The 24,760-nt window shown below is 54.5% G+C and carries 26 protein-coding genes and 1 tRNA gene; 12 read left to right on the top strand and 15 right to left on the bottom strand.

The features are described from left to right. The coding region (locus SPV1_RS14465) for a c-type cytochrome (RefSeq protein ID WP_009849572.1) at positions 1–349 on the bottom strand (349 nt) is incomplete at its 3' end. Between the two features lie 132 nt (positions 350–481). On the opposite strand from SPV1_RS14465, the gene ccoS reads away from it, so the two are divergent. Together ccoS and SPV1_RS02750 are read left to right on the top strand one after the other, a co-directional pair. Then, entirely contained in the window at positions 482–658 is a 177-nt protein-coding gene (gene ccoS, locus SPV1_RS02755) for a cbb3-type cytochrome oxidase assembly protein CcoS (RefSeq protein ID WP_009849570.1), read from the top strand. Continuing rightward, positions 655–1,332, top strand: coding sequence for a sulfite exporter TauE/SafE family protein (locus tag SPV1_RS02750; RefSeq protein ID WP_009849569.1), 678 nt, complete (start codon positions 655–657; stop codon positions 1,330–1,332). The genes ccoS and SPV1_RS02750 overlap by 4 nt, the downstream gene beginning before the upstream one ends. Before the next feature lie 15 nt (positions 1,333–1,347). Here the strand turns inward: SPV1_RS02750 and SPV1_RS02745 are convergent, their stop codons facing one another. The 12 genes from SPV1_RS02745 to SPV1_RS02690 all read right to left on the bottom strand — a co-directional run bounded on the left by SPV1_RS02745 (position 1,348) and on the right by SPV1_RS02690 (position 9,815). Next, positions 1,348–2,004, bottom strand: a complete 657-nt coding sequence (locus tag SPV1_RS02745) for a hypothetical protein (protein WP_009849568.1) — start codon at positions 2,002–2,004, stop codon at positions 1,348–1,350. A gap of 106 nt (positions 2,005–2,110) precedes the next feature. Further along, on the bottom strand, positions 2,111–3,796 hold the full coding sequence (gene ptsP / locus SPV1_RS02740; RefSeq protein ID WP_009849567.1) for a phosphoenolpyruvate--protein phosphotransferase: 1,686 nt from the start codon (positions 3,794–3,796) through the stop codon (positions 2,111–2,113). After that, on the bottom strand, positions 3,793–4,062 hold the full coding sequence (locus SPV1_RS02735; RefSeq protein ID WP_009849566.1) for an HPr family phosphocarrier protein: 270 nt from the start codon (positions 4,060–4,062) through the stop codon (positions 3,793–3,795). The genes ptsP and SPV1_RS02735 overlap by 4 nt, the downstream gene beginning before the upstream one ends. Then, positions 4,055–4,465, bottom strand: a complete 411-nt coding sequence (locus SPV1_RS02730) for a PTS sugar transporter subunit IIA (RefSeq protein ID WP_009849565.1) — start codon at positions 4,463–4,465, stop codon at positions 4,055–4,057. Before SPV1_RS02730 ends, SPV1_RS02735 begins: the two co-directional genes overlap by 8 nt. Further along, positions 4,462–5,346: an RNase adapter RapZ gene (gene rapZ, locus SPV1_RS02725; RefSeq protein WP_009849564.1), complete on the bottom strand. Its 885-nt coding sequence runs from the start codon at positions 5,344–5,346 to the stop codon at positions 4,462–4,464. Before rapZ ends, SPV1_RS02730 begins: the two co-directional genes overlap by 4 nt. A gap of 3 nt (positions 5,347–5,349) precedes the next feature. Then, a complete protein-coding gene (gene hprK, locus SPV1_RS02720; RefSeq protein ID WP_009849563.1) occupies positions 5,350–6,294 on the bottom strand; it encodes an HPr(Ser) kinase/phosphatase in 945 nt (314 codons plus the stop codon). Then, positions 6,294–6,737 carry a PTS sugar transporter subunit IIA gene (locus SPV1_RS02715; RefSeq protein ID WP_009849562.1) on the bottom strand — a complete coding sequence of 148 codons (444 nt, stop codon included), beginning with the start codon at positions 6,735–6,737 and terminating at the stop codon, positions 6,294–6,296. The genes hprK and SPV1_RS02715 overlap by 1 nt, the downstream gene beginning before the upstream one ends. 18 nt (positions 6,738–6,755) lie before the next feature. Further along, positions 6,756–7,319 carry a ribosome hibernation-promoting factor, HPF/YfiA family gene (gene hpf, locus SPV1_RS02710; protein WP_018293990.1) on the bottom strand — a complete coding sequence of 188 codons (564 nt, stop codon included), beginning with the start codon at positions 7,317–7,319 and terminating at the stop codon, positions 6,756–6,758. Positions 7,320–7,393: 74 nt separating this feature from the next. Beyond that, complete coding sequence (rpoN, locus tag SPV1_RS02705; RefSeq protein WP_009849560.1) at positions 7,394–8,788, bottom strand: RNA polymerase factor sigma-54; 1,395 nt, start codon at positions 8,786–8,788, stop codon at positions 7,394–7,396. 162 nt (positions 8,789–8,950) lie between these two features. Further along, positions 8,951–9,277, bottom strand: a complete 327-nt coding sequence (gene grxD, locus SPV1_RS02700) for a Grx4 family monothiol glutaredoxin (RefSeq protein ID WP_009849559.1) — start codon at positions 9,275–9,277, stop codon at positions 8,951–8,953. 2 nt (positions 9,278–9,279) lie between these two features. After that, positions 9,280–9,513: a BolA family protein gene (locus tag SPV1_RS02695; protein WP_009849558.1), complete on the bottom strand. Its 234-nt coding sequence runs from the start codon at positions 9,511–9,513 to the stop codon at positions 9,280–9,282. A 225-nt stretch (positions 9,514–9,738) separates the two neighbouring features. Then, a tRNA-Ile gene (locus SPV1_RS02690) sits at positions 9,739–9,815 on the bottom strand. Between the two features lie 79 nt (positions 9,816–9,894). Here SPV1_RS02690 and SPV1_RS02685 point away from each other — a divergent pair. Then, on the top strand, positions 9,895–11,214 hold the full coding sequence (locus SPV1_RS02685; protein WP_009849557.1) for a DEAD/DEAH box helicase: 1,320 nt from the start codon (positions 9,895–9,897) through the stop codon (positions 11,212–11,214). A 158-nt stretch (positions 11,215–11,372) separates the two neighbouring features. Here SPV1_RS02685 and SPV1_RS02680 read toward each other — a convergent pair whose 3' ends face one another. Next, positions 11,373–11,468: a hypothetical protein gene (locus SPV1_RS02680; RefSeq protein ID WP_009849556.1), complete on the bottom strand. Its 96-nt coding sequence runs from the start codon at positions 11,466–11,468 to the stop codon at positions 11,373–11,375. 170 nt (positions 11,469–11,638) lie between these two features. On the opposite strand from SPV1_RS02680, the gene SPV1_RS02675 reads away from it, so the two are divergent. The 7 genes from SPV1_RS02675 (at position 11,639) to SPV1_RS02650 (ending at position 21,583) form a co-directional block, all read left to right on the top strand. Next, positions 11,639–12,481 (top strand): glycine--tRNA ligase subunit alpha, encoded by an 843-nt coding sequence (locus tag SPV1_RS02675; RefSeq protein ID WP_231288251.1) that lies wholly within the window; start codon positions 11,639–11,641, stop codon positions 12,479–12,481. Continuing rightward, positions 12,478–14,271: a glycine--tRNA ligase subunit beta gene (glyS, locus tag SPV1_RS02670; protein WP_009849554.1), complete on the top strand. Its 1,794-nt coding sequence runs from the start codon at positions 12,478–12,480 to the stop codon at positions 14,269–14,271. The genes SPV1_RS02675 and glyS overlap by 4 nt, the downstream gene beginning before the upstream one ends. Further along, positions 14,256–14,576, top strand: a complete 321-nt coding sequence (locus SPV1_RS14600; RefSeq protein ID WP_330939448.1) for a DALR anticodon-binding domain-containing protein — start codon at positions 14,256–14,258, stop codon at positions 14,574–14,576. The genes glyS and SPV1_RS14600 overlap by 16 nt, the downstream gene beginning before the upstream one ends. A 33-nt stretch (positions 14,577–14,609) precedes the next feature. Continuing rightward, the gene (locus SPV1_RS02665; protein ID WP_009849552.1) at positions 14,610–16,139 is read left to right on the top strand and encodes a SulP family inorganic anion transporter; all 1,530 of its coding nucleotides are present in this window, start codon (positions 14,610–14,612) and stop codon (positions 16,137–16,139) included. Beyond that, positions 16,132–16,614, top strand: coding sequence for an MEKHLA domain-containing protein (locus SPV1_RS02660; RefSeq protein WP_009849551.1), 483 nt, complete (start codon positions 16,132–16,134; stop codon positions 16,612–16,614). The genes SPV1_RS02665 and SPV1_RS02660 overlap by 8 nt, the downstream gene beginning before the upstream one ends. A 701-nt stretch (positions 16,615–17,315) precedes the next feature. Further along, a complete protein-coding gene (locus tag SPV1_RS02655) occupies positions 17,316–18,293 on the top strand; it encodes an OmpA family protein (protein WP_009849550.1) in 978 nt (325 codons plus the stop codon). A 218-nt stretch (positions 18,294–18,511) separates the two neighbouring features. Then, entirely contained in the window at positions 18,512–21,583 is a 3,072-nt protein-coding gene (locus SPV1_RS02650; RefSeq protein ID WP_009849549.1) for a hypothetical protein, read from the top strand. Between the two features lie 52 nt (positions 21,584–21,635). Here the strand turns inward: SPV1_RS02650 and dbpA are convergent, their stop codons facing one another. Then, positions 21,636–23,015, bottom strand: coding sequence for an ATP-dependent RNA helicase DbpA (gene dbpA / locus SPV1_RS02645; RefSeq protein ID WP_009849548.1), 1,380 nt, complete (start codon positions 23,013–23,015; stop codon positions 21,636–21,638). Between the two features lie 228 nt (positions 23,016–23,243). Here dbpA and SPV1_RS02640 point away from each other — a divergent pair, with 228 nt between their 5' ends. Beyond that, positions 23,244–24,272 carry a hypothetical protein gene (locus tag SPV1_RS02640; RefSeq protein ID WP_231288250.1) on the top strand — a complete coding sequence of 343 codons (1,029 nt, stop codon included), beginning with the start codon at positions 23,244–23,246 and terminating at the stop codon, positions 24,270–24,272. Positions 24,273–24,306: 34 nt separating this feature from the next. Then, a complete protein-coding gene (locus SPV1_RS02635) occupies positions 24,307–24,759 on the top strand; it encodes a TlpA family protein disulfide reductase (protein ID WP_009849546.1) in 453 nt (150 codons plus the stop codon). Position 24,760 lies beyond the last annotated feature (1 nt).

Raw genomic sequence — 24,760 nt, 5'->3', positions numbered from 1 at the left:
CGGCAGCATCTTCACCGCACTTGTTCTGCTTGGCCATCTTGGTTTTGGCATTGTCATCGCCGGTGAGCTCTTTGATGGCGGATTTGGAGTCACAGACCCAGGCTTGCAGTTTGGCATCATCCCACACCCAATTGCCATCCTTCAGTGAGTCGCTGTATTTATAGCCTTCCTTGCTGCCTGCCTTGGCTCCGACAATCCCGAACAGGTTCGGTCCCATTTTATTCTTGCCGCCCTGATCAAAGGTATGACAGGCCTTGCACTTACTTTCAGGCCCGGCTGCGGCTTCGTTGACCGCAAACACAGTCATCAGCATGGCCAGAGAACCTATGGCAATGATCATTTTTTTCATGGTTTACCCCCTTAATACAATCGGCAAACTATTTTAGTGGGAATGATCGCCCATGTCAATGAGAATATTATTGTTTATTTATATATTGTCGAATTTGCGGAGGTCGACTACCATGGCTGAACAGGAGGATTCATGAATGTTATTTATGGATTGATTCCGGGGATGATTCTGCTCGGCCTGGTGAGTGTGCTGGTCTTTTTCTGGGCGGTAAAAAATGGTCAGTATGATGATATGGAAGGCCCGGCTCACCGAATTCTCGATGACGATGATATGGATGAATCTGATCGAGACAGTGATAGTTCGTTATGACTGATACATCCGCATCATTACTGCTGTTGATGTTCACCATGGGTTTTATGGGCAGCCTGCACTGCATCGGCATGTGCGGCGGCCTGGTGAGCGCGGTTACCCTTAGTCGGCAACAGGTGTGGTGGTCAGGACTTCTGATCTATCAGCTTGGGCGGGTAACAACATATGCCGTGCTGGGTTTGCTGGTCGGCATCAGCGGCGCGGCTTTGAGTGTGTTTGGCGGAGACCTGTTGCAGCGCATGTTGGCTCTGCTGGCCGGCCTGTTGATGATCTTGTTTGCCATGAACCTGGCTGGCTGGCTGCCGGATCCTTTGCGTCGAGCCGGTATTTGGGCGGCTCGAAGAACAGGGCTGGCGCAGCTGGCCAGGAGCGTTGCAAATGATGCCCGGGCAGGCGGCTGGTATGCACTGGGTCTTGCCAACGGCTTGCTGCCCTGTGGCCTGGTTTATGCTGCTTTGTCGCTGGCGCTTGCCGCCGGTGATGCCGTGGACGGGTTATTGATGATGACTTGCTTTGGTCTGGGAACGATTCCGGCGATGATGGCAGTGCCATCTGTGCTGCGTGCGATGACGCCGACGCTACGTTCAACCGCGATGCGTACGGCTGCAGTGATGATGGTGGTTTTGGGGTTGATGACGATTTTCCGTGGTGTGATGCATATGCATCAGATGTGACGGAGCATGGTAGCGTTACTTCCGTGCTGCCGGATTGGTGAAATGTAGCGTGGGAGGGCTCTCCTTGCTGAGGGTGGCCTGTAATCCGATGGCGTTAAAGTCATACTGATCCCGCTCACTGTCCAGGTGCCTGATGTGATCGGGTTTTCCGAATCGGCTCTTCAGGTTTTCAGCGGTCAGTATCAGATTGGGGATCAGTGTTAGTTCGGAGATGGTTGCATGGCGCATGTTTATGATGTCATCCGGTGCAAGGTTCATGCGGGCCACTCGGTTCTGATACTGATGCGGGATGGTTGCGCGTGATTCGAGCCCCTTGAGTTGAGCCTGTGTGAGATCCAGTAGCAAGATCACTTTTGTATGATCGGCGATAGCCGGGAAAAATGCCTCCAGCTTCAGCCCGGCCTTCGGATGCTCCTGTGGATAGATATAGAGCGCCACATCGCTCTTGCTTTGCAGAATAATCTCTGCCTGCTTCAGATTTGTCTCTCCCAGTGTGATGCCCAGTACATGCAGATGTCCCCGCGCATCGATGTGGGTCTCCAGCGATGCACTCCCTCCCTCGTGGTAGCGAGAGCTTGTCCAGAAAAAAACGGCTGCGGTGATTGCGACAACTGCCAGTAACATCCACAGTCCTGTACGGTCACTACGGCGCAATTTCGATTCGGTTGTCATAGGTCTCCTAAAATATAAAACGGCGGGGATCCGGCTTAATACAGCTATATGCTGAAGCAATAGCCTTGCGACGGCCAGATGTTAAGCCAGTGAGCGCCGCCGGCGGTCAAAAAGCAGGAGGTATGGCGGGTTTATAATCCTGCTTACTCAGATGGCGGCGAATAGGCAGAATATTGTTCAGGCTCATCGACAGGGCATGCATATCGAGGTTCAGGAAGGTTGATGTCCATTCGGGGCTTGCTGCCAGTTCACCGCAAACCGACAGGGGAATCCCGGCTTTTTTCGCGGCCACGGCAGTTTGGTAAATCAATTGTTTGATGGCCGGGTGGCTTGGCTGATAGAGGCTTGCCACCTCTTCATCGGAGCGGTCTGCCGCCAGCGTATATTGAACAAGGTCATTGGTGCCTATGGAAAAGAAGTCGCTGATTTCTGCCAGCGCATCGGCTACCAGCGCGGCTGCCGGTACCTCAATGATAGCGCCGATGGAGAGCGGCTGGTGCAGATTCATGTCGTGATGCAGCTGCTCAGCCAGTTTACGCACCTCAATCATCTCTTCACAGCAGGTCACCATGGGCACAAGAATATGCAGGGGTCCCTCCTCGCCAGCCCGCAACATGGCACGCAGCTGTGTAGTCAGCAGGCGGGGTGAACGCAGCAGCAGGCGAATGCCTCGCAGCCCCAATACAGGGTTGGAGCCACTATAGTCGCGACTGGTGGCCTGCCTGTACATGCAGGCCTTGTCGCCGCCGATATCCAGCAGCCGCATGGTCACCGGTTTGCCTCTCAGGCGACGGACGATGGAGGCATAACAGCGGTACTGCATCTCCTCATCCGGTATCTCCTTGCAGTTAAGAAACAGGAACTCGCTACGGTAGAGCCCTACGCCATCGATGCCGATCCGGTCGGCAAGATCAAGCTCCTCGAGAAACTCGATATTGGCCATCAACTTTATTTCGCGCCCGTCGCGGCTGAGTGAAGGCTGCATGGCATATGCAGAGAGGGCCTCCCGACTGATGGAAATGGCTTTGATAAACTGCTTGTAGGTAGCCAGCTCTTCCGGCGGTGGATTCAGTATCCATAAGCGCCTTTCGCCATCGAGAATAATCTGGTCGCCGTCATTGGTGTGTTGAAGAATACCTGTTGCGCCGACCAGAGCAGGCAGGCCAATACCGCGCGCAACAATAATATTGTGGGCATCGGCACCTCCCTGTTCGGTGATGATGCCGGCAACGCCTTGCCGCCACATTTGCACGATATCACTGACAGAAAAATCTTCCCCAACATAAATGACCGGTTCATCCGGGTGAACCGGATACCTTTCTTCAGGCGAGCTTGCCGGTGACTGATCCATCAGCTGGTTCAGAATGCGTTGGCCCGCCTGTTCGACATCATGCCGGCGGCTTCGAAGATAGGTATTGTCCGACTGGTCGAACACCATCTGAATGGTATCGATCTGCTGCCTTAAGGCCCACTCTGCATTAATACACTCGGTCATAATTCGGGTGATAGCCCTGTGCGCGAGTTCGGGGTCCCTGATCATCATGCGATGGGCATCAAGCACCATTAACGGATCTTGTGAACCGAGCTCGCGCAGGTGTTGCCGTTCGAAATCAATTTCAGCAATGGCTGCATCGACGGCCTGTTTCAGTCGTGTGACCTCCTGATCAATACGATCCGCCGGCAGGTGGCGCTCCGGAATCGGGCTGCGACCATGCATCAGCTTCTGCGTACGGGCGATAATGATGCCGGGACTGGCGGCTACTGCGCTCCCTGTACTGCGAGGGGCACTCACTCGGCTTCTCCGAATCGCTCGTTTACCACTCTCTCCAGGGCATCCAGCGCCGCATCTGCATCGGGGCCATCGGCCTGTAGCAGCAGCTCAGTGCCCTTGGCTGCCGCCAGCATCATGATGCCCATGATACTTTTGCAGTTGACGTTCACGTCATCCCTGAGCAGGTGGATATTACATGTGAAACGGCTGGCCTCACTGGCCAGTCTGGCGGAGGCACGTGCGTGCAAGCCGAGCTTGTTACAGATACGAATGCGTCGCTCAGGCACGTTTGCTCCTCTGCAAATCGGATGCCATGCGGATATACTGGCGTCCGGAATCTACTACATGATTGGCCAGTTCGGATACACTGGCAGCCTTGTCCCGAATGGTTGCGGCCTTGATCAGCAGCGGGAGGTTAAAGCCTGACACCACTTCCACACGGCCAGCCTGTAGAAAGCCCATGGCAATATTGCATGGCGTACCACCGAACATATCGGCCAGCAGCAGCACTCCGTCACCGACATCGCAGGAGCGAATCTTCCGCTCCAGTTGGGCAGCCAGAGATTCCGTGCTGCTTTCATCATTGATGTCTACCGTGGCAATCAAAGGCTGTTCGCCCAGAATATGTTGCAGAGCCTCATTCATCTGGCTGGCAATGTGAGCGTGCCCGATCATGACAATGCCGATCATGGCGTCTCCATCTGCTTTTCATCGGCTTCCCAGCGATAGACAACACCGAGCTCCCGATGCTGGATGGTCGGCACCAGCCAGCCTTGCCGCTGAATCCATAGTGCCACTCTTTCGGCCATATAGACGGAGCGATGACGTCCACCGCTACAGCCCAGAGCAAGGGTGAAGTATTGCTTGCGCTCTCTTTGCATCAGCGGCCATACCAGTTTCAGCCAGTGCTGAATCCGCAGCTCCGCCTCATTCACATCGGGGTATGACTGCAGAAATGCGGCGACCTCTTCATCGCAGCCCGTTTTCGGTCGCAGCTCCGGTTGGTAGTGGGGGTTGGGCAGGAAACGCATATCAAAGACGACATCTGCATGCGGGGGCAGGCCGTATTTATAGCTGAAAGACATAACGGTGCAGGACATCTGCGTTGTGTTTGACTCCGGCTGCCGCCAGAACAGATCCACTTTTTCAGCCAGCTCATACGGCGTCAAGTGGCTGGAATCGAGAATCAGATTGGCCATTTCCCGCACCGGCATCAGGCTGTCGCGTTCCTGATCTATGGCTTCCATCAGGTCCTCATTCGGAGCAAACGGGTGGCGCCTGCGCACGGTGGAGAATCGGCGTTGCAGTACCTGATCCTCTGCTTCGACAAACAGCAGCTTCCAGTCGTCGGAAACCAGTACTGCAGCAACAGCTTCCCTCAGCGAACGGCTATTCATGCCGCTGCGTGTATCCAGACATACGGCCGCAGGCTGTTTGCGCAACTGCATGCTGATTGACCAGTCGCGGAGTAGTTCGACCGGCAGGTTATCCGTGCAGAAGAACCCGCTGTCCTCCAGTGCGTGCAGGACAGTACTTTTGCCCGCTCCGGAGAGGCCGCTGATCAGGATCATTCGTTATTTCCCCTGATCAATGCGCTTTTGCAGGGACTGGACAAACGCTTCGCCACTGTGAATGCCGCGTTGCTTGAGCAGTTGATTGCGCGTTGCCACTTCAACCAGTACGGCCAGAGAACGACCGGAGCGGATCGGAACGGGAACGCGCGGAATGGAGACGTCCAGCAACTCGGTTTCACTCTCCTCTCCCAGTACGCGGTCTTCCGGGGCCAGTTGATCCCAGGGCACCATTTCCACGACCAGACTCAGGCGTTTGGCATCTGTGATTGCCGCAGCCCCGTACAGGTCTCGGATATTGAGTATGCCCAGGCCACGGATCTCCATATGGTAGCGCAGAGCCTCAGGACTGCGGCCGACAACCACGCCCGGACTCTTGCGGGAAAATTCAACCATATCATCGGCAATCAATCGATGTCCGCGCGAAATCAGTTCCAGACCGATTTCACTCTTGCCGATGCCGCTGGCTCCGGTGACCAGTACGCCCAGCCCAAAAATGTCCATATAGACGCCATGCTGGTAGACCACCGGCGCCAGGCGGTCGGAGAGGAACAGCATCATGTTGGTCATGAAAGTGGAGGAGGGAAACTCTGAGATAATCAGTGGCGTTTCAGTTCGTCTGGCGGCCTCACGGATGATGTCGGGCGGCATCAGGTTGCGCGTCACGACAACGCCGGCAAGCCGCAGTGCAAACACCGCATCCACTGCCTGTTGTTGTTCTGTTTCTGTACGCGTGGCCAGATATTGCAGTTCCGTCTGGCCAATGACCTGCAGGCGGTAGTCGCTGAGGTTCTTGGTGAAACCGGCAAAGGCCAGAGATGGCTTCTGAATGCGCGCATGATCGATATAACGATCCAGTCCCGCCTCACCCTCCAGCAGACGCATTTTTGCGACCGTGCCCTGCGCCGCCAGTATCTCACGTATTGTGATCCGGCGCCCTTGTTTCATTACGAGCCTGAAATCCCTTCGCCGCTGAATAGCTGGCAGAGCATCTGGTTACTGGTGGCTTGCATGACCTGCTCCCTGAATGCTTGTTGCTGCAGGTTGCGGGCCAGTTGTGCCAACAGCTCCAGGTGGCGGCGGTCATCCGAGTCAGGGACCAGCAGTAATACGATGATATGTACGGGTTGGCCGTCAATGGCGTCAAAGTCGACGCCGTTAACGTGTCTGGCCAAAGCCAGGATAGGATTTGACAGGTCAGGCATGCGGCCATGAGGTATGGCAACCCCATGGCCGATACCGGTACTGCCCAGATGCTCGCGCGCCATGACCACCTCCATCACACTATCCGGATCAATGGAGGTCAGCACGTTGGCCAACTCCGTGATGACAGCGCGTTTACTGTCAGCTTTCGAGTCCGGCAAGATATGTTCTGCAGTTAACAGGGTCATGGTTTGCGGAGTATCTGCTTAAGCGGCTTCTGGTTCAATCCAGCTTAATGCGCCGTCTGGCCGGCGATAGATGGCATTGAGCTGATCCGTCTCGTCATTGGTGAAAAAGAGCAGGTCGCGGCTGCCCAGTTCCAGCTGCATCACCGCTTCATCGACATGCATGGGTTTTGCATCAATGGACTCATGTCGGAGCGTTGCCGGCTGATGAGCTTCACTCAGTTCGTCTTGCTCTGCCGCGACATCAAGTACCCGATGGGATACCTTGATCTGCCGGCCTTCGCGTTGCCCGCCACCCTGATGGCGATGGAGCTTGGAACGATAGCGCTTAAGCTGGCGGTTGATTTTATCAATAACCCCGTCAATAGATGCATACATATCCTCTGTTTCATCGCTGCCATGGATGTTGATACCGTTGGCTTGCATACTCACTTCGCAGCGCTGACGAAATTTCTCCACCGAAAGTACTACGTGCACATCAAGCACATGGTCGAATGAATGTTTCAGGTGTTGTAATTTGTCAGTGACATAGGCCTTCATTGGCTCTGTAAGCTCTACATGGCGACCTGTGATGGATACTTGCATGGTTTTTCCTCCGTTGTTGTTTGGCAGCCCCAATGGTGCTGAAGCGGCCTGTGCATGCGCTATGCTGCGCATCACTACTGGCGTGATCTGGCGGTACGCCTCCGCTGGCTGCTCGGCGGCAGCCCTAATTGTTCACGATATTTGGCTACAGTTCTACGGGCAATTTCAATACCCTCGGCCTGCAGCCTGTCGGCAATGGCCTGATCGGAAATCGGCCGGCCAGCCGGTTCTGAGTCGATCAGTGCCTTTACCCGTTGTTGTACACGATATACAGAAATTGTACCTCCTCCCCGGGTAGGCAAACCAGCGGAGAAAAAACGTCTGAGCTCAATCAGTCCGATCGGGGTCTCGGCGTATTTACTGTTGGTTACCCGTGAAATGGTTGATTCATGCAATCCCACATCTTCAGCTACATCCTGCAAGGTCAGGGGCTTGAGTCCCAGTATGCCATACTCCAGGAATGCCCGTTGCCGCTCTGCCAGACACAGCGCCACCTTCATCAGGGTTTCACTGCGCTGATCCAGCGCATGTAGCAGCCACTTTGCTTCTTTCATGGCCTGGCTCATGAACTCCTTGTCCTTGCCTTTCCATTCATGCTCTTTCCACTGCTCATTCAGGCGAATGCCGCGCCAGCCTGTGCCAGGGATATCCACTTCAATGTCGTTATTGCTGTTGCGGCGGAAAACAATTTCAGGTCGGATGTAGTAATTTTCTTCTCCTCGCAGACCATGCCCGGGGAAGGGGTCAAGGCGGCGCATCCGACTGCGGGCGAGCTGGACGGTCTCCACATCACAATCGGCAGCTGCTGCCAGTTCATCATCGGGCAGTAGTAGTTTATCAGAGTAGTGAAGGAGCAGTCGCTTGACCCATATATCAATCTCCTGACTGCCATCGAGTTGCAGCAGCAGGCATTCAGTCAGATCCCGGGCACCGAGGCCTGACGGATCGAGTTGCTGAATCACATTGTGCAGCACATTATCGACGGCCTCTGCGTCTGTGGTGATCTCGTCGGCTACTTCACGTACAAAAGCATCCGTGCCAAGGCGGAAATAGCCATCATCATCGAGCGAATCAATCAGCATATGTGCAATCCGATGCTCTGCCTCGCTCATCGGTTGACGGTCCACCTGTTCGTGCAGTGATTCACTCAGGCTCTGTTCCTGCTGCCACAGTGGTTCGCGCTCGTTGTAGTCATCCCTGCTGGCGGATGCATACATGGTTTCCCATCGATTATCGCCCTGTTCACGCCATTGATCCTGTTCGGATATTTCCAGCGCCCGCTCTTCGCCCGCGGCATCCGTGGTTGGTGTGGCATTGAAGTCTATATCCAGCATTGGATTGGACTCGATGGACTCTTCCAGATAGGCATCGAGCTCCATGCTGTTCATGGCCAGAACCTTGAGGCTTTGGGTCAGCTGCGGCGTCAGCGCAAGGCGCTGACCCAGTTTATGGGCCAGTTTAGTCTGCATCAGAAGCGCCCGGCATATGGGAGTGTAGGGATTTCCAGGTTGTAGAAGTGCTGTTGTGGCAGTGAACCACTAAAGTACCGGAAAATGGCGACCGTCTCAATTAGCATCTACATCCTTATAGTGGTGGACAGGGTATAATCCGATACCCATTGAAGCATAAGTTTATGCGTCTTTTTGCAAATGGGCCAGTAATTCTTTTAACTCGCCGGATGCATGCATTTCAGAAACGATATCGCAGCCACCGATAAATTCACCTTTTACATATAGCTGCGGGATGGTTGGCCAGTCGGAATATTCCTTGATGCCCTGACGAACCGCGTCGGAGAGCAGAACATTCACTGCGGCGTAAGGGAGTTCATACTCATTGAGGATGCCGGCAACACGCTGTGAGAAACCGCATTGAGGAAAATCGGGCGTGCCCTTCATGAACAATACGATATCGTGCTCTTTTACAACCTGATCAATCTGTTTGAGTGCTGAATCTGTCATGATTACTCCTTGGGTGCTGCTGTTTTCAGGGCCAGCGCATGGATGGCCTGTTTCATGTGCTCACCAAGCGCGGCATAAACCATCTGGTGCTGGGCGACGCGCGTTTTACCGATAAAGGCAGATGACACGACAGTCATCTCGAAATGATCATTTCCGGAATAAAGGCGTACCTCAACATCTGCGTCAGGCAGGTGCGTGCGGATCATATCGGCAATCTGTTCTGGTGTCGGTGTCATGTTGCTCCTTCTCTGTTTAAGTGCGGGTTGATGTAGTGTTTGTTATGGTGTCCTTATCAATAGATAAGCCACTCTGCCAAATGTCGTTGCCTGTCGAACGCTGACAACGCTGGCCGGGAGATTCAACCCTATTCCCCGTCCCGTTTCGAGCAGGAGAGCCGCTATTTGCAAGAAAAAGCCCGCAATCACAAGGGTTGCAGGCTTTTTCGACTCGATTTTCTTATGTGGTGGGCTCACTAGGACTCGAACCTAGAACCAACCGGTTATGAGCCGGTTGCGCTAACCAATTGCGCCATGAGCCCGTCAGCTTTCATTGCAAGGCGGCGCAGCCTAATCAGCCTGTAGTGGCATGGCAATCGCTTGACGCGTACGCTTCGCAGCATGAATCCAACGACTTTCCAAGAACTGAACCTTCCCGATGCCCTGCAAAAGGGAATCGATGCGCTGGGCTTTACCAGCATGACCGATGTGCAACAGACAGCTTTACCGATTACACTGGCAGGCAAGGATGTGGCCGGACAGGGCCGAACAGGTACGGGTAAAACAGCTACTTTTCTGGTGACCGCCATCAACCGGCTGCTGACCTCTCCGCCAAAAACAGGGCGGAAGCATAATTTTCCGCGTGCACTGGTGATCGCCCCGACGCGCGAACTGGTGATTCAGATTGCATCAGATGCACACAAGCTGGCGCAATTCACCGACCTCAAGATTCACACAGTCTATGGCGGTGTGGATTATGAGAAACAGCTCAAGGCATTCGATGATGGTGTCGATATCCTGATCGGCACGCCAGGTCGCCTGATCGATTATCTCAAAAAGAGAGCCTATGAGCTGAAACTGACGGAGATGCTGGTGATTGACGAGGCGGACCGGATGTTTGATCTGGGCTTTATCAATGATTTGCGCTTTATGATGCGTCGCCTGCCGAAGTTCGATGAGCGCCAGTCGCTGATGTTTTCGGCTACGCTGTCGCACAGGGTGATGGAGCTGGCATACGAGCATATGAATCAACCGGTGAAACTGCGTGCTGAAGAGGGCGGTATTACGGCCTCGGGTATTGTGGAAACCATGTATCACACGGCGATGGATGATAAATTGCCGCTACTGATTCACCTGCTGCGTGAATCCAATGTTGAGCGCGGGATGATTTTTATTAACGAGAAACGCACTGGTGAGCGTCTGGCCCGCAATCTGGCTCGCTACGGATTTTCCGTAGGTATTCTCTCCGGTGATGTGCGACAGGCAAAGCGGGTACGTATTCTGGAAGACTTCACCAATGGTAAGTTGCAGCTACTGGTAGCCACGGATGTGGCCAGCCGTGGCCTGCATATTGACGGGGTTACGCACGTATTTAATTATGATCTGCCTGAGGATGCCGAGAATTATGTTCATCGTATCGGCCGAACTGCACGTGCCGGCGCAGCTGGCACCGCCATCTCTTTTTCCTGCGAACGCTTTTGTTTCGGCCTGCCCGATATCGAGGCATACGTAGAGCGCCGCATTCCGCTGGTCAGTATTACGAATGAGATGCTGGATATCGGTAAGCCGACCCATCCCGACGCGCATGCCGAAGGTATGGGAGCAGGTGACAAGGCGGAAAGCCCTCATGGCAAATCGGGTGGCAAGCCTGGTAATGGCCGTCCGCCGCGCGGTGGCGGGCGGGGTCGCTCATCGGGACGTCCGCGGGCCAAGAAAGGTTAATAAACAGAGTCGATTTTATCAGGATTGTTGTGCAGTCGATGTGTGGCTGCCTCAATCCGGCAGGCTTTTCGGTGGATTAGAGGTGAGTCTCTGTCGGCAAGGCGGTAAGAGCGACAGGGTGCCTCAAATCAGATGTGTTCTGCGGTGAAGTCAGTACCTTAGTAGCTGCCGAAGTTATCCATCAGTATCATCAGGCAGAGAATCAATAGTGAGCCAATGATGATTTTAATGCGCGTGTTCCATATATCGGACATGGTTCCTCCTTGTGTTACTGGTCAATCCGATACACTCACACATATATGTGTCAATATGATGACATCATCCTGACGCGGTAAAGCGAGATGAACTGGCAAGGGCATGCCTCGGCGGCTAGGCTGCCGCATTCCATGTTTTCGGGGAGTACAATACAGTGACCTTTCAGGACTTGATACTTACATTACAGCGATTCTGGGCTGCACAGGGCTGCGTGCTGCAGCAGCCATACGACTCTTCGATGGGAGCGGGTACCTTTCATCCGGCCACCTTCCTGCGCGTGCTCGATGATTCAGACTGGCGGACGGCCTATGTGCAGCCATGCCGTCGTCCGACCGACGGCCGTTATGGCGAGAATCCCAATCGGATGCAGCACTATTATCAGTTTCAGGTGATTCTGAAGCCTGCGCCGGAGAATATCCTCGAGTTATACCTGGATTCGCTGCGCACCATCGGTATTGACCCGGAAGTGCACGATATCCGTTTTGTTGAGGATGACTGGGAGAGCCCGACACTGGGTGCATGGGGACTGGGCTGGGAAGTATGGCTCAATGGCATGGAAATCACCCAATTTACCTATTTTCAGCAGGTCGGCAGTGTTGAATTGCCGCGCACGCCGGGTGAAATCACCTATGGTCTGGAGCGTCTGGCCATGTATATCCAGGGCGTGGAAAATGTCTTCGATCTGGTTTGGGTGGAAACGCCGGATGGCAAAACAGTGACTTACGGCGATGTGTTCCACCGCAATGAGGTGGAGTTCTCCGCCTATAACTTTGAGCAGGCGGATGCTGCCCGGCTGCATGAACAGTTCGACCATGCCGAGGGCGAATGCAAACGTTTGACCGAGCACAATCTGGTGCTGCCGGCCTATGAGGAAGTGATGAAAGCTTCGCATGCATTTAATCTGCTGGATGCGCGCGGTGCGATTTCAGTGGCGGAACGCCAGCGCTTTATCGGTCGTGTGCGCGGACTTGCCCGCACCGTTGCCCGTGCCTACGCGGGGGTGGACGCATGAGTATGAAACCGTTATTGATTGAAATCGGTACCGAAGAGATCCCGGCCGGCGTTGCGCCGCGTATGGGGACGGCACTGTTTGATGCGCTGCACAAACTGCTGGCTGATGCTGATGTGGCGTTGGCTTCACTGCGTCTGGGCGTATCGCCACGTCGACTGTTGTTGCATGCAGCTGATTGCCCGGTCATGCAGGCGGATCGTGAAGAGACCATCTGGGGGCCGCCTGAGCGGGTTGCCTTTGCCGATGATAAGGCAACCGGTGCGGCCCTCGGCTTTGCCAAAAAGTCGGGTTTGTCGCTGGATGATTTTACGTTGGCGGACAAAGGCGATGGCAAGGGGCTGTATATGAAAGCCGTGCGTACGCAGCAGGGGCGACCGGTGGCAGAGATTATCGCCGAGGCGATGCCGGGAATTTTGCGCAAGCTGCCTAGCCCGAAGCAGATGCAGTGGCAGGACGGGCCATCACGCAGCGATGCCTTTATTCGTCCGGTTCGCTGGATAGTGGCAAGACTGGGCGATGAGGTTATTGATTTTACCTTTGCCGGTATTCAGTCAGGCAAGATCAGCCGTGGTCATCGGGTGCACGGAAGCAGTGGTGAAATTGATGTGAACGATCCATTCGCCTGGCTGGAAGGCCAGTTTGTGCGTGCAGATCGTGATGCACGGAAGGCGCTGATTGTAACGCAGTTGGCCACAGCTGCTGCTACTGCCGGTGTTGAGCTGGTGGGTGATGATGCGCTTCTGGATGAGGTTACCGACCTTGTTGAGTGGCCGCAGGCCATTGCCGCGCGTTATGATGAAAGCTTCCTGCGTTTGCCGGCAGAAGTCAGTCGTATTGAGTTAAAGCATCATCAGCGCTGCTTCTCCGCCTGCAATGCCGATGGCAGTGTCAGTCCGGTCTTTTTTGCCGTCGCCAATATCGAGTCGAAGAATCCTGCCGCTGTGGCGCAGGGCAACGAGCGGGTGGTCAATGCACGTCTGGCCGATGCCGCCTTCTATTTTGATCGCGATCCACAGCAGTCGCTGGATGCGCGCGTTGAAAAACTCTCCGAAATCGTCTTTCAGGACGGGCTTGGCATGGTGGGTGATCAGGTGCGTCGTATACGTACCTTTGTGCTTGATAATGCCAAGGCACTGGGTGTTGATGCCGATGCTGCGCAGCGAGCCGCTTACCTGTGCAAGTCGGATCTGACCACCGGACTGGTCGGCGAGTTTCCCGAGTTGCAGGGCTATATGGGCGGTATTTATGCCCGTATGGACGGTGAGAGCGATGCTGTAGCCGCAGGTATTGAGTCACACTATGCCCCGACCGGTGCTGAGGATGCATTGCCGGAAGATAGGATTGCCCGTGCCATAGGTATCGGTGAGCGCGCGGATAAACTGCTTGGTTACTTTCATCTCGGCCGTATCCCGACAGCCAGTGCCGACCCATACGGCCTGCGCCGTGCTGCGATCGGGCTGATTCGTCTGCTCAGTGATACGGCCATGCCGATTGATATGACACTGGCGAAAGTGATCGATGAAGCGGCCAAACAGTGGAATCAGCAGCGTGTTACTATTGCCATTGCAGATGATACCAAGGCACAGGTACACGCCTTTATTATCGAACGTCTGCTGGGCATGAGCAGTACGCTGGGTGTATCCCGTACCTCGATCGATGCAGCCGTAAATTCGTCCGAAAGCCGCCCGTTGTCTCGGGAGGCGTTGATTGCACGTCATCTGATGGGCTTCGAGTCTTCGGATGAGGGGCAGGCCATTGCCGCAGCCATAAGCGAATTGCCAACATCCTGAAAAAAGCCGTTGCTGTCCCGGCCGGTATCGATGAGACCCTGTTTTCCGAAGCGGCTGAGAGCAAGCTTTATGCTGAGTTGATCAGCGCCGAAAACGATTTCAGGGCAGCCGTGTCCACGGGAGACTTTGACAGCAGTATCGTACCTGCTCTGTCGGTGCTGGCGCGTTTGCGTGAGCCGGTAGACAGCTTTTTCGATGATGTGATGGTGATGGCCGAGGATGAGCGGGTGCGCGGTAACCGACTGGCGCTGCTGGCGCGTTTGCGTGCATTGTTCCTGAATCTGGCGGATGTGTCGCGCCTGTAACGGCTCTGCTGCCGCTGTTTATCGGGGCATGAGTTGAACAACAGCTTCAGCTGGTGGACGCGCGGCGACCTGGACGGTTTTTTCGGCCTGTTCGTCGACAACCTGATCCAGTTGATTCTGATTACCGTGCTCTGCACCGGCCTGCTCGACATGCCGGCGGAGCTGGTGTTCGGACGTATTCTGCCCGGTGTGGCTGTCAGTCTGCTGGTAGGTAACCTGTTTTATGCATGGCAGGCCAGACGGCTGAGTCTGGCGACAGGGCAGCCCGCCACAGCGCTGCCCTATGGCGTTAATACGGTATCCCTGTTTGCCTATGTGCTGTTTGTCATGCTGCCGATAGTGAAAACCACGGGTAATGCGGAGCTTGCCTGGCAGATGGGGCTGGTGGCCTGTTTCGGCTCCGGTGTGATTGAGCTGGCAGGCGCATGGATTGGCGGACGGGTGAAGCGGATCACGCCGCGCGCAGCGATGCTGGCGACACTTGCCGGTATCGCTATTACCTTTATCTCGATGGATTTTGCCTTCCGCATATTCGCCGATCCGTTGGTCGGATTCGCGCCGCTGGCACTTATTTTTATGCAGTATATCGGTCGGCTGCAGTTGCCGCGCGGTATTCCGGCAGGCCTTGCTGCGGTTATTGTCGGTACCGTGCTGGCCTGGAGCCTTGGCCGTATGGATGCGGCAGCAGTGACGGCAGCGATGGACCTGCATCTCTATCTGCCGAGTCTCTATCTGTTTGATCTGGCCCGTGCATTTGAATCGCCCGAGCTGATCGGCTTCGTGGCGGTAATTCTGCCGATGGGTTTGTTTAATCTGATCGGCTCGTTGCAGAATCTGGAGAGTGCGGAGGCGGCCGGTGATATCTACCCGGTCAAACCTTCGCTGGCAGCCAACGGTATAGGCACGATTGTCGCTGCCTGCTTCGGCAGTTGCTTTCCGACCACGATCTATATCGGTCACCCGGCCTGGAAGAGTATGGGAGCCGGAGCCGGGTACTCGGTGGCCAATGGTGTCGTGATTACATTGCTTTGCTGTTTCGGCCTTGTCGGCGTTGCCACTGCGCTGATTCCGATAGAGGCCGGTGCTGCAATTCTGTTGTGGATCGGCATTGTTATTGCCGCACAGGCGTTTCGCGATACTCCGCCTCACCATGCACCGGCCGTGGTTGTCGGTCTGATTCCTGCGATTGCTGCCTGGGGATTGTTAATGCTGGAGAGCGGGCTGCGTGCGGCCGGGACCACTGTTGGCACGGTCGGCATCAATACGCTGGCCATGCAACTGCCGGTCACCGGCATGATTGCGTTGGGGCAGGGCTTCATTTTCACATCAATGCTGCTGGCTGCGATGACGGCCTCTCTGCTGGACGGGCGTTTTCGAATTGCCGCCAACTGGGCCTTTGCCGCCGCGCTGTTTAGTAGTACCGGCATTATTCACGGCTACAATGTGACCGAGGCGGCTATCCTCAACGCTTATGGGCCGGCCACGACATGGCCGTTTGTCATCGGCTATCTGACTGTCGGCGCATGTTTCTGGCTGTTGGGCCGTGAGCAGGCCGATGGCTGAGTGGCCTGAGCCGGATGAGCAGAACGGCTTTCTGGTTGAGCATGCGCGCCTGCTCAGCGACAGTCTGCAGCACTGGAGCGGTTGCGGCCTGATTGAGCCGGGAGAGGATGAGGTAGTGGCAGCCCGCATGCTCTATTTTGCCCCGTTTGCCCTGCTCTCGCATGGCACAGGCAGTGACCCGCTGTTTACCTATGCGAATCACACCGCGCAGGCGTTGTTTGAGATGGATTGGGCAGAGATCACCCGCCTGCCTTCACGTCTCTCCGCTGAAGCGCCGTTGCAGGCTGAGCGCAATGCATTGCTCAAACGCGTATCTGAGCAGGGTTTTATCGATGACTACACCGGCATCCGAATCGCAGCCAGCGGTCGCCGCTTTTATATTGAACAGGCCACCGTGTGGAGTCTGCTCGATAGCCGGCAGCGGCATTGTGGTCAGGCGGCAATGTTCGGTCTCTGGCGGGATGTCTCTGATTAATGCTTTGATTCAGCGGTTATTCAATATGCTGCGAATGTCATGGTTTAGCACTTCAAAATTCACCGGTTTACTCAGTATCGCAGTTCTGAATTTTTATGGAATCGGAATCATCTCGTGTCGATTTCTTTATCTCACATCCAGAGAGGAAGAGTCCCGTCATAACCACGAGCGATAGCTGTCTGATCCATTCAGCCGGTTGGCAGCGTCGCATCGTTGTGTCGGCATATCCAGATCAGGTCCCTGCTGATGGCTATGAAACCGTTCAAACGTCCTTAGTCCAGTTTTCAGGCGATTCTCACTGGTTTCGAAGAAGCCTCCGACCGTTTGTTTCCTGTTTGACCCATTTGAAAAAAGATTCTGATTTCCCAATGTAACGTATACAAAAGTGCAATTTTTCCAGCTGTACGCTTGAGGCCGTTGTTGATGACAATGACCGGGTAGTCCTGGCAAAACATGTGTCATACAAACGATTACTGTGCCGTCGATATCTGGTGAGAGTGCCCGGTATTTGCAGTGATCCGAACGCGATCAGGTTATATTCGATATGGACTTTTATGTGTAATTGGTCTTTAAGTATAAGGATTGGAATAGAGATGCCTCCGCTTTCCGTCTGGAGCTGCCTTTTGTGTCATGAATGGGGGCCTGGTTACAAAATCACTGCTTTGTATATGTGATTGAATGTATCCTGTAAGGAGGAGACCATGAATAATTTTAAACGATTCATCTGTCTGTTCGCAGCGCTTACGGTAATGCAAGGGGCGGCATGGGCGGATATTCAAGGCAGCAGCGATCACCCGCTGTTTCCACGTTTTGCAGGTTCCGAAATTATCGGCCATAAGGTTAGCGACTATGACGAACTGATCATGGCGCTCGGCAAGGCTTACGACGCCGGATATAACGACAAGCGACTTGAAAAAGACAAGCGCGTTGAAGGACGCATCACGCGCAATTTGTATTTACTGCCTGCTGAAAAGACAACATTGCAGGTCTTTCGAAATTACGAAAAAACGCTCAAGGCCCAGGGTTTCTCTACCCTGTTCAGCTGCGCCGGTAATGGCGGCTGTGGTTGGTGGTCGTGGTTTGTTGGAGCGCAGACGCTCGGCGGTCTGCGTGACTATGCGACGCAGTTGGGCGGCGATTTCCGCTACCTCTCTGCTTACCTGCAGCGCAAGGAGGGAGATATCTATGTCTCCCTGCTGGTCTACAACTATGACTCATCCGTTGTGCGAGCCTGGGCAGGGAGAACCATGGCCGAGCTTAATGTGGTTGAGGTTGAGCCGATGCAGCAGGAGATGGTATTCATCAAGGCTAAGGATCTGGCGAATGGGATCACGCAGCAGGGGCATATCGCACTTCACCAGATTCATTTCGATACTGACAGCGACATAATCAAAGCGGATTCGCGCCCCGCCATTGATCAGATTGCTTTGATGTTGAAAAACAATCCGGATCTGAAAATCATCCTGGTTGGCCACACCGATAATCAGGGCGACCTGCAGTACAATATGGACCTGTCACAACGCAGGGCCAAAGCGGTGATGAACTCCCTGGAGAGCGATTACGGCATCAAGCGAGCGCGTCTTGGCGCAGCCGGCATCGGTTATCTGGCACCGATCGCCAGTAATCGCAGTGCAGAGGGGCGGGCCGAAAATCGTCGGGTGGAGATCATCGAGCAATAAGTCTCTAGCCGAGGAAGTGGTGTCAGGTGTTTAGGAGGGGGATGATGGTATATGACACGAGTAACTATAACGCCAATATGACCGTTCGTTCTTTCCGCAGTGAAGGACGATGCGGACGACTTGATTATCTTAAGGGGGGCATTGCCCTTTTGTACCGGATATTGTTGGTATGCATAATTTATTTTTTTGCACTTATAACACCCGCACATGCTGTTTCGTTGCAGCTGCCCGATGTGAAAAATCAACAGGTGGTGCTGAAAGGGGTTGAGGTCTGGGATGCCATTGCAATGCGCCGTGGGACGGCAACGATGATCATTGAACCGCATCGCATCAGCGTGAAAGTAGACTGGGGAAAAGGCAGAAAAGAGAGCTACCGGTTTGATCAGCACCATAACGCGAGGGTGGCTTCGACAGATTATGTGTTGGAAGTTAAGCAGAGCTTACTCAGCGATGCCAGTCTGAGTCGGGTACAGCTGAAAACGGCCAGACAAAGCGGGCGTGACATCTGCAACGCGGCAATCACATCGGAAGCGATTAATACAGGCCGCGAGTCATCCGGAGGAATGTCGCAGTACTATTCCGGCGAATTCAAGTTATATAAAATCCACAGGCTTGAAGCGGATTCCGCTAATCCCGTTTACAGTTTTGTGGTTGAAATGAATGTGGAGCAAAGCAGGGCAGGCGGAGAGAAAACAAGCCTGTCCTTCACCTATGAGCACTTTTCCGAAACCGATGTGTATAAAGGATTGGTTCATGCGAAAAAAGACAAAGTGCACTTGCAAGCACCCATTATTCAAATTAATGCTCCACTGCAGGTTTGCACAGCTGCAGTAGCCGGCGACAGCCGCTTGACTGTTAAGCCGGGTGTGCGGGCAAAAGGCAATAAGATAAGCAAATCCGGCAATATCGGCGCGAAGAATGTTCCGGAACATACGAATTCGTTGCAGGTCGGTGGTTGTCTGTTTTCCCAACCGAAATCGTCGACAAACTACCGCCGAAATGTATCGGACATGCCAGCAGATATTCCCTGGCCGCCAGCTGCGAGGTCTCCTGAATCATTTGACCATGACACAGGCAAGTCATTCAGCTTTCTCTCGACCGAATCGCCTGCCAACATCAAGTCGTGGTATAAAGTGCGATTGCCGAAAAAAGGCTGGCGTATTCTGAAGGATGACGCCGCCCGGTCCAGGTTCGGCACTACTGAGCGATTATGGCTCAAATCCAGGCAACTCTGCGTCGCCCTTCTGGTTACAAAACAGCAGGGCCCAGAGCCCAGAAAATCCCTTGTGTCGATTTACACCTATCCCGGACCGGGCAAGCACAGGGAACTTACAGGTAAGGATGTCGGGTTAAGCACCGGATATTCGGAACATGATGCCGGTAGTGGAGGCCCGGGCTTGAAAAAGACTGGTGTTCTAGCATCAAAGGGAACCGATGTTGTTGCTGGTGAACCCGGCTATCTGCAACAAGGGGAAGCGCATGGCAAGAAGCCTGCTGCGCTCGCACAGGGAGAGGCCTACTGGCTCAGTCCGGAACAGGGCGGGGGTGTGTTTCGCGGAAAGAAGGTATGCAAGGCATGCCGATCCCTGCTGGCCGGTTATCACCATGGATTATACGATTACAATGAGAAATCCAAACGTGCATCGGGCTTGAATCATGATCTTTACGCACTCAGACATGAAGACGCAGCCGGATATTCGGTGCAACGCAAGCAACGCCTCAAGGAGGAGATTAAGGATGTGGAGCGCATGCTTCGGGATGCCGAAAAGGATATTCAGGCTGTTCGGCAGCTTAATCTGAAAGCGGAATCCGGCGTTGTCGCTTGCATCAGGAGGCACTGTTCGATCAAGGGTGAAGATAAGACTGGTGGGCCAGGCACTTTCAGAAAACTTTCCGGCAAGGATATCCAGCTAAGCACAGGCTATCTGGCACATGACCCCGATCAGCTGAATGGCGGGATGTGTGATGCAGAAATCAACGGCCTGACGAACCCGGTGCTTCTATCCATGCCGGATAGTGAGAAAGCGGCGAGCAAGGTGAAATCTGCCGCCGGGGATGTTGCCAAGGGTGCGCTGGGCATGTTTGGCGGCGGCAATCCGTTTGGCGGAAATAGCGGCCCGCGCATGACTCCCCGGCCCAAGGGAGACTGGATGAAGATCTCTGATGCTGCCAGTGGCATCACGATTCAACTCAATGGCTGGCTGTATCAGCCCAAAAACAGGGCGGGCGAGATTCGCATCGCCCAGGAGATCTCCAGATCGCCCGATCAGGGCGCACCGCACATGATGGTATTGCAGAACAGGGACGGGCGCATCCTCAGGCCAGTCGGTTATATGATATTTGAACTGTGGGCGCACTGGAAGCTGACGATTACTATTACACGGGAAACCTATATCGATGGCCAGCTGGTTGATCGCAGTGTCACGCGTGAATCAACGCAGTGGAAAGAGTTGCTGGAGCGATACAAGGCGATCTTAAATGCCCCCGGCATATGGGAGCGTTTCGGTCTGCCGCCGTTCGGCAAGCTGAAGGGGGTGATTGCCCGGTTTCCGTTGCCTGATCATTTTGATCCGAAGCAATGGTCGCTGGTTACACAGGATACGGCCAAAGCGACTATGTTTGGCCGCGAAGTGATCAAAACGGTTCCGTTTGTCTTCGGCCTCGGGTTTGGTGAAAAAGGCAGGCTGAGCTTTGAGCAGCCTGCGGATGGTAAAACCGCATACCAGAGCGCGCATGGATGCACGTCGTTGCATGAATCGATATCCGATTTGATGAAGCGGCCTGAATATAACCTGAACCATGACACAGGTCGCAAAGAAGCGAAGGTCAAGCTGTCCAGGACGGCTGAGAAAAAGGTCCGGATGGATGCGGACAAGTGGGCGCGCATTCTTATTCTGGCACCCGACCCGGAGCATCAGCATCTTATACAGGATTTCAAGGCGTTTAATGAACAAATGCAGCATGCCCTCGTATTTCAGGCCTCCATGTTTTTGTTTAACCAGATCACCGGGGATGGCATTTCACCCGAGATGGCGGCGCGGTGGAATAGCCGTGTCACCAATCTGGCCATTCGCGCAGCCAGACGTTGGCAGAAGGGTATGAATCCAAAGCAGCAGCGGGATATGGCACAGGCATATGCCAGACTGTCGCCGGCGTTGAAGGCGGTATTCCACCGCGAGTTCATGATGACGCTGTCAATGAACCTGTTTTTCGATTTGCATCGTTCTCCGGCAGCTTTGGAGAAGATGAACGACCTGCCGACCAATGCGACTCCCGAATCAGTGCTGTAAAACAGTTCGAGTCGAACCGGTAGCAGCACCGATGAGGCAACCGTTATGCGTACTAGATCTGCCGGACTCGGAAGGAGCGGCCCTTGAGCTTTCCTGCGGTTAATTTTCGGATGGCCGTTTTAACCGCATCCCGGCTGACCGCGACATAAGACCAGTTATCCATAATGTGAATTTTACCGACCTGTGAGCCGGCAATACCGGCTTCGCCGGTCAGCGCGCCGAGAATGTCACCGGGGCGGATCTTCTGTTTTTTGCCGCCGCCAATCTGCAGCGTTGTCATCAGCGGCCTGGTCGGTGCCTGCTTTAACAGCTCTGCCGGCGGCAGTGTTTCCCCCTCAATCACACGACCCAGATAGTCGCCGAGTACCGTCATGCGATACGGGTTTTCGCGGTAGAGGGAGCAGGCCACGCCCTTGCTGCCGGCGCGTCCGGTGCGACCTATACGGTGAACGTGTACTTCCGGATCATGTGCTATGTGATAGTTGATAACGGCATCGAGCGCATCGATATCCAGTCCGCGCGCAGCCACATCTGTGGCGACAAGCACGGAGATACTTTTATTGGCAAAGCGCACCATCACCTGATCCCGATCCCGCTGCTCCAGATCACCGTTTAAAGCCAGTGCACTAAAACCATGCCAAACCAGCGTCTTGGCGACAGCCTCGGTCTCCGCCTTGGTATTGCAGAAGACCAGTGTGGAGACAGGTTTGTGCTGCAGCAGCAACAGGCGTAGAGCTGTCATGCGCTGCTCATCATCGCTCACCTTGTAAAAATGTTGTTCAATGCTGCTGTCATCATGCGTCGATGCCACGGCCACCATGACAGGTTTGTCCATGATGCGTTTGGCGACAGACTGGATCTGATCGGGAAAGGTGGCGCTGAACAGCAGGGTCTGACGCTGTTTGGGTATTTTGCCGATGATACTGTCGAGTACGCTCTGAAAGCCCATCTCCAGCATCCGGTCCGCCTCATCAAGCACCAGTGTAGTGACGCGATCAAGCTTCAGTGTGCCCCGGTTCATATGATCTTCGATGCGTCCGGGTGTGCCGACAATGATATGCGCGCCATGCTCCAGTGAGCCGATCTGCGGGCCGAATGGCATGCCGCCGCAGAGGGTCAGTACTTTGATGTTAGCCAGCTTGCGCGCCAGTTTGCGTATCTCCTTGGCCACCTGATCGGCCAGCTCACGTGTCGGGCATAGTACCAGTGACTGCACGTGCGGCTTTGTGATATCCAGCTTCTGCAGCAGGCCAAGGCCGAAGGCGGCGGTTTTACCTGAGCCTGTTTGCCCCTGCGCGATCACATCCCTGCCGGCCAGAATATCAGGCAGGCTCTGCTGCTGAATCGGGGTCATCGCCTCATAGCCCAGCGTCGCCAGATTATCCAGCAGATCGGGGCGTAGGGAGAGTGTTGAAAAGGCAGCTTGGCTCAATGGGTTATCCTGTGTGCAGACGATTGAATAGTTTCGGCGATGCGTCAGAAAGAAACGACATCATGGTCATATTGGCAGCATCTTAGGCGGGCGCATATGCAAAAGATAGAGAGAGCAGCCTTCGCCTTATTGTTTTTCGCGGCTTAAGAGCGCTGTGACACTTTGCCGCATCGTCAGCCGGGCGGGAATAGGTATAGTTGAATACTCATTCTCGAGGGGAGGATCACAATGAAAACAGAGAGGCTTCGTACGAAGCTTAAGTGCGTTTCACCACTGGCTGTCCTACTGGCTTCAGTGATGTGTGCCAGTCAGGCGCAGGCTTGCGCCACGTGTGGCAGCACTTTGTCCAGAAACTGGGAGACGCAAGGTATCACAGCTACCGAGGGCTGGTCTGTTGATGTGACATATGACCTGCTCAATCAGAACAAACAGCGCTATGGTTCCAGCGCGGCCTCATCAGCGAGAATGGCAGCTATCACGGCTGCCGGTGGCGAGGTGGAGGATTATACCCGCACACAAACGGTGACCAGTAACATCAACTACACGGGCGAGGCCTGGGGACTCAGCCTGCAGTTGCCATATGTGAAACGTACGCACGGTACTTTCGGCAGCGCATGGCCAACCGGAGCACAATATCTGAGCTCTTCCGCCAGCGGTGTCGGCGATATGCGTTTGCTGGGTCATTACTCCGGTTTTTCCGCAGATAACAGCAGCGGCCTGATCGTCGGGCTGATCGTCGGGCTGAAGCTGCCTACCGGCACCAACAACACCTATTTCTCCGATGGCGTAACGCCGCTTGATGCCGGCGTGCAGATCGGCACAGGCTCCACGGATACGATTCTGGGTCTCTACAGTTTCGGGGCGATCAGTGATTTTGGCTGGTTCGTGCAGGGTACATGGCAGCATGCAGTGGCAACCAAAACGGGACTTGCCGGTGTGACGTACCGACCGGGCGATGCCTATGCGTTCAATGTAGGTATCCGCCACTCCCACTTTGGCGATAAATTCGTACCGACTGTGCAGTTTAATGTGATTAAACGTAACATCGATACTGGTACAGGCGTACCGAATGACCCGATTACCGGCGTCTCGGTGAGCGGGGGCACGCTTGTGTATGTAGCGCCGGGGGCGACCTACCGGCTGGGTGGCGGATTCATGCTGCATGCCTTTCTCCAGTTGCCTGTATATCAGAAGGTGAACTCCCTGCAATTGACGCCGAGCTATATCTTCTCATTTGGTATGCGGTATGCCTTCTAGCATCAAGCGGGTGTTGCTGGCGGGAGTGTCCGGGATGATGTTTCTGCTTTGTCTGACTGCCCATGCCGGCGGCTGGGCGCTGACAGATCAATATGGTGAACATTTTGCGCAGACTGAGACGCATGGTAAATGGGTGCTGGTTAATTTTTGGGCGCCATGGTGCCCTCACTGTCTTCAGGAGATTCCCGACCTGGTGGGTTTGCAGCAACGGCGTCATTCGTTACAGGTTATTGGCGTGGCGGTGATGTACCGGGCGCGTCAAAATGTGACGGAGATAGAGCACGAGGCGCACCTTAACTACCCCGTCGTGATGGGGAACGAAGATATAGCCAGTGCTTTTGGCAGCATGAGAGGTTTGCCAACGAGCTATTTATATGCCCCGGATGGTAAGCTGGTTGCCAAATATGACGGACCGGCGCCCATTGCAGATATCGAGAGTCGACTTGATGCTGTGTACTCCACAGGCGCAAAGTCCGGGAATCATTAGG

Source organism: Mariprofundus ferrooxydans PV-1, assembly GCF_000153765.1.
Classification (GTDB): Bacteria; Pseudomonadota; Zetaproteobacteria; order Mariprofundales; family Mariprofundaceae; genus Mariprofundus; species Mariprofundus ferrooxydans.
Note: the sequence above shows the minus strand (reverse complement) of the source record. Positions and strands in the feature narration are given on the sequence as shown.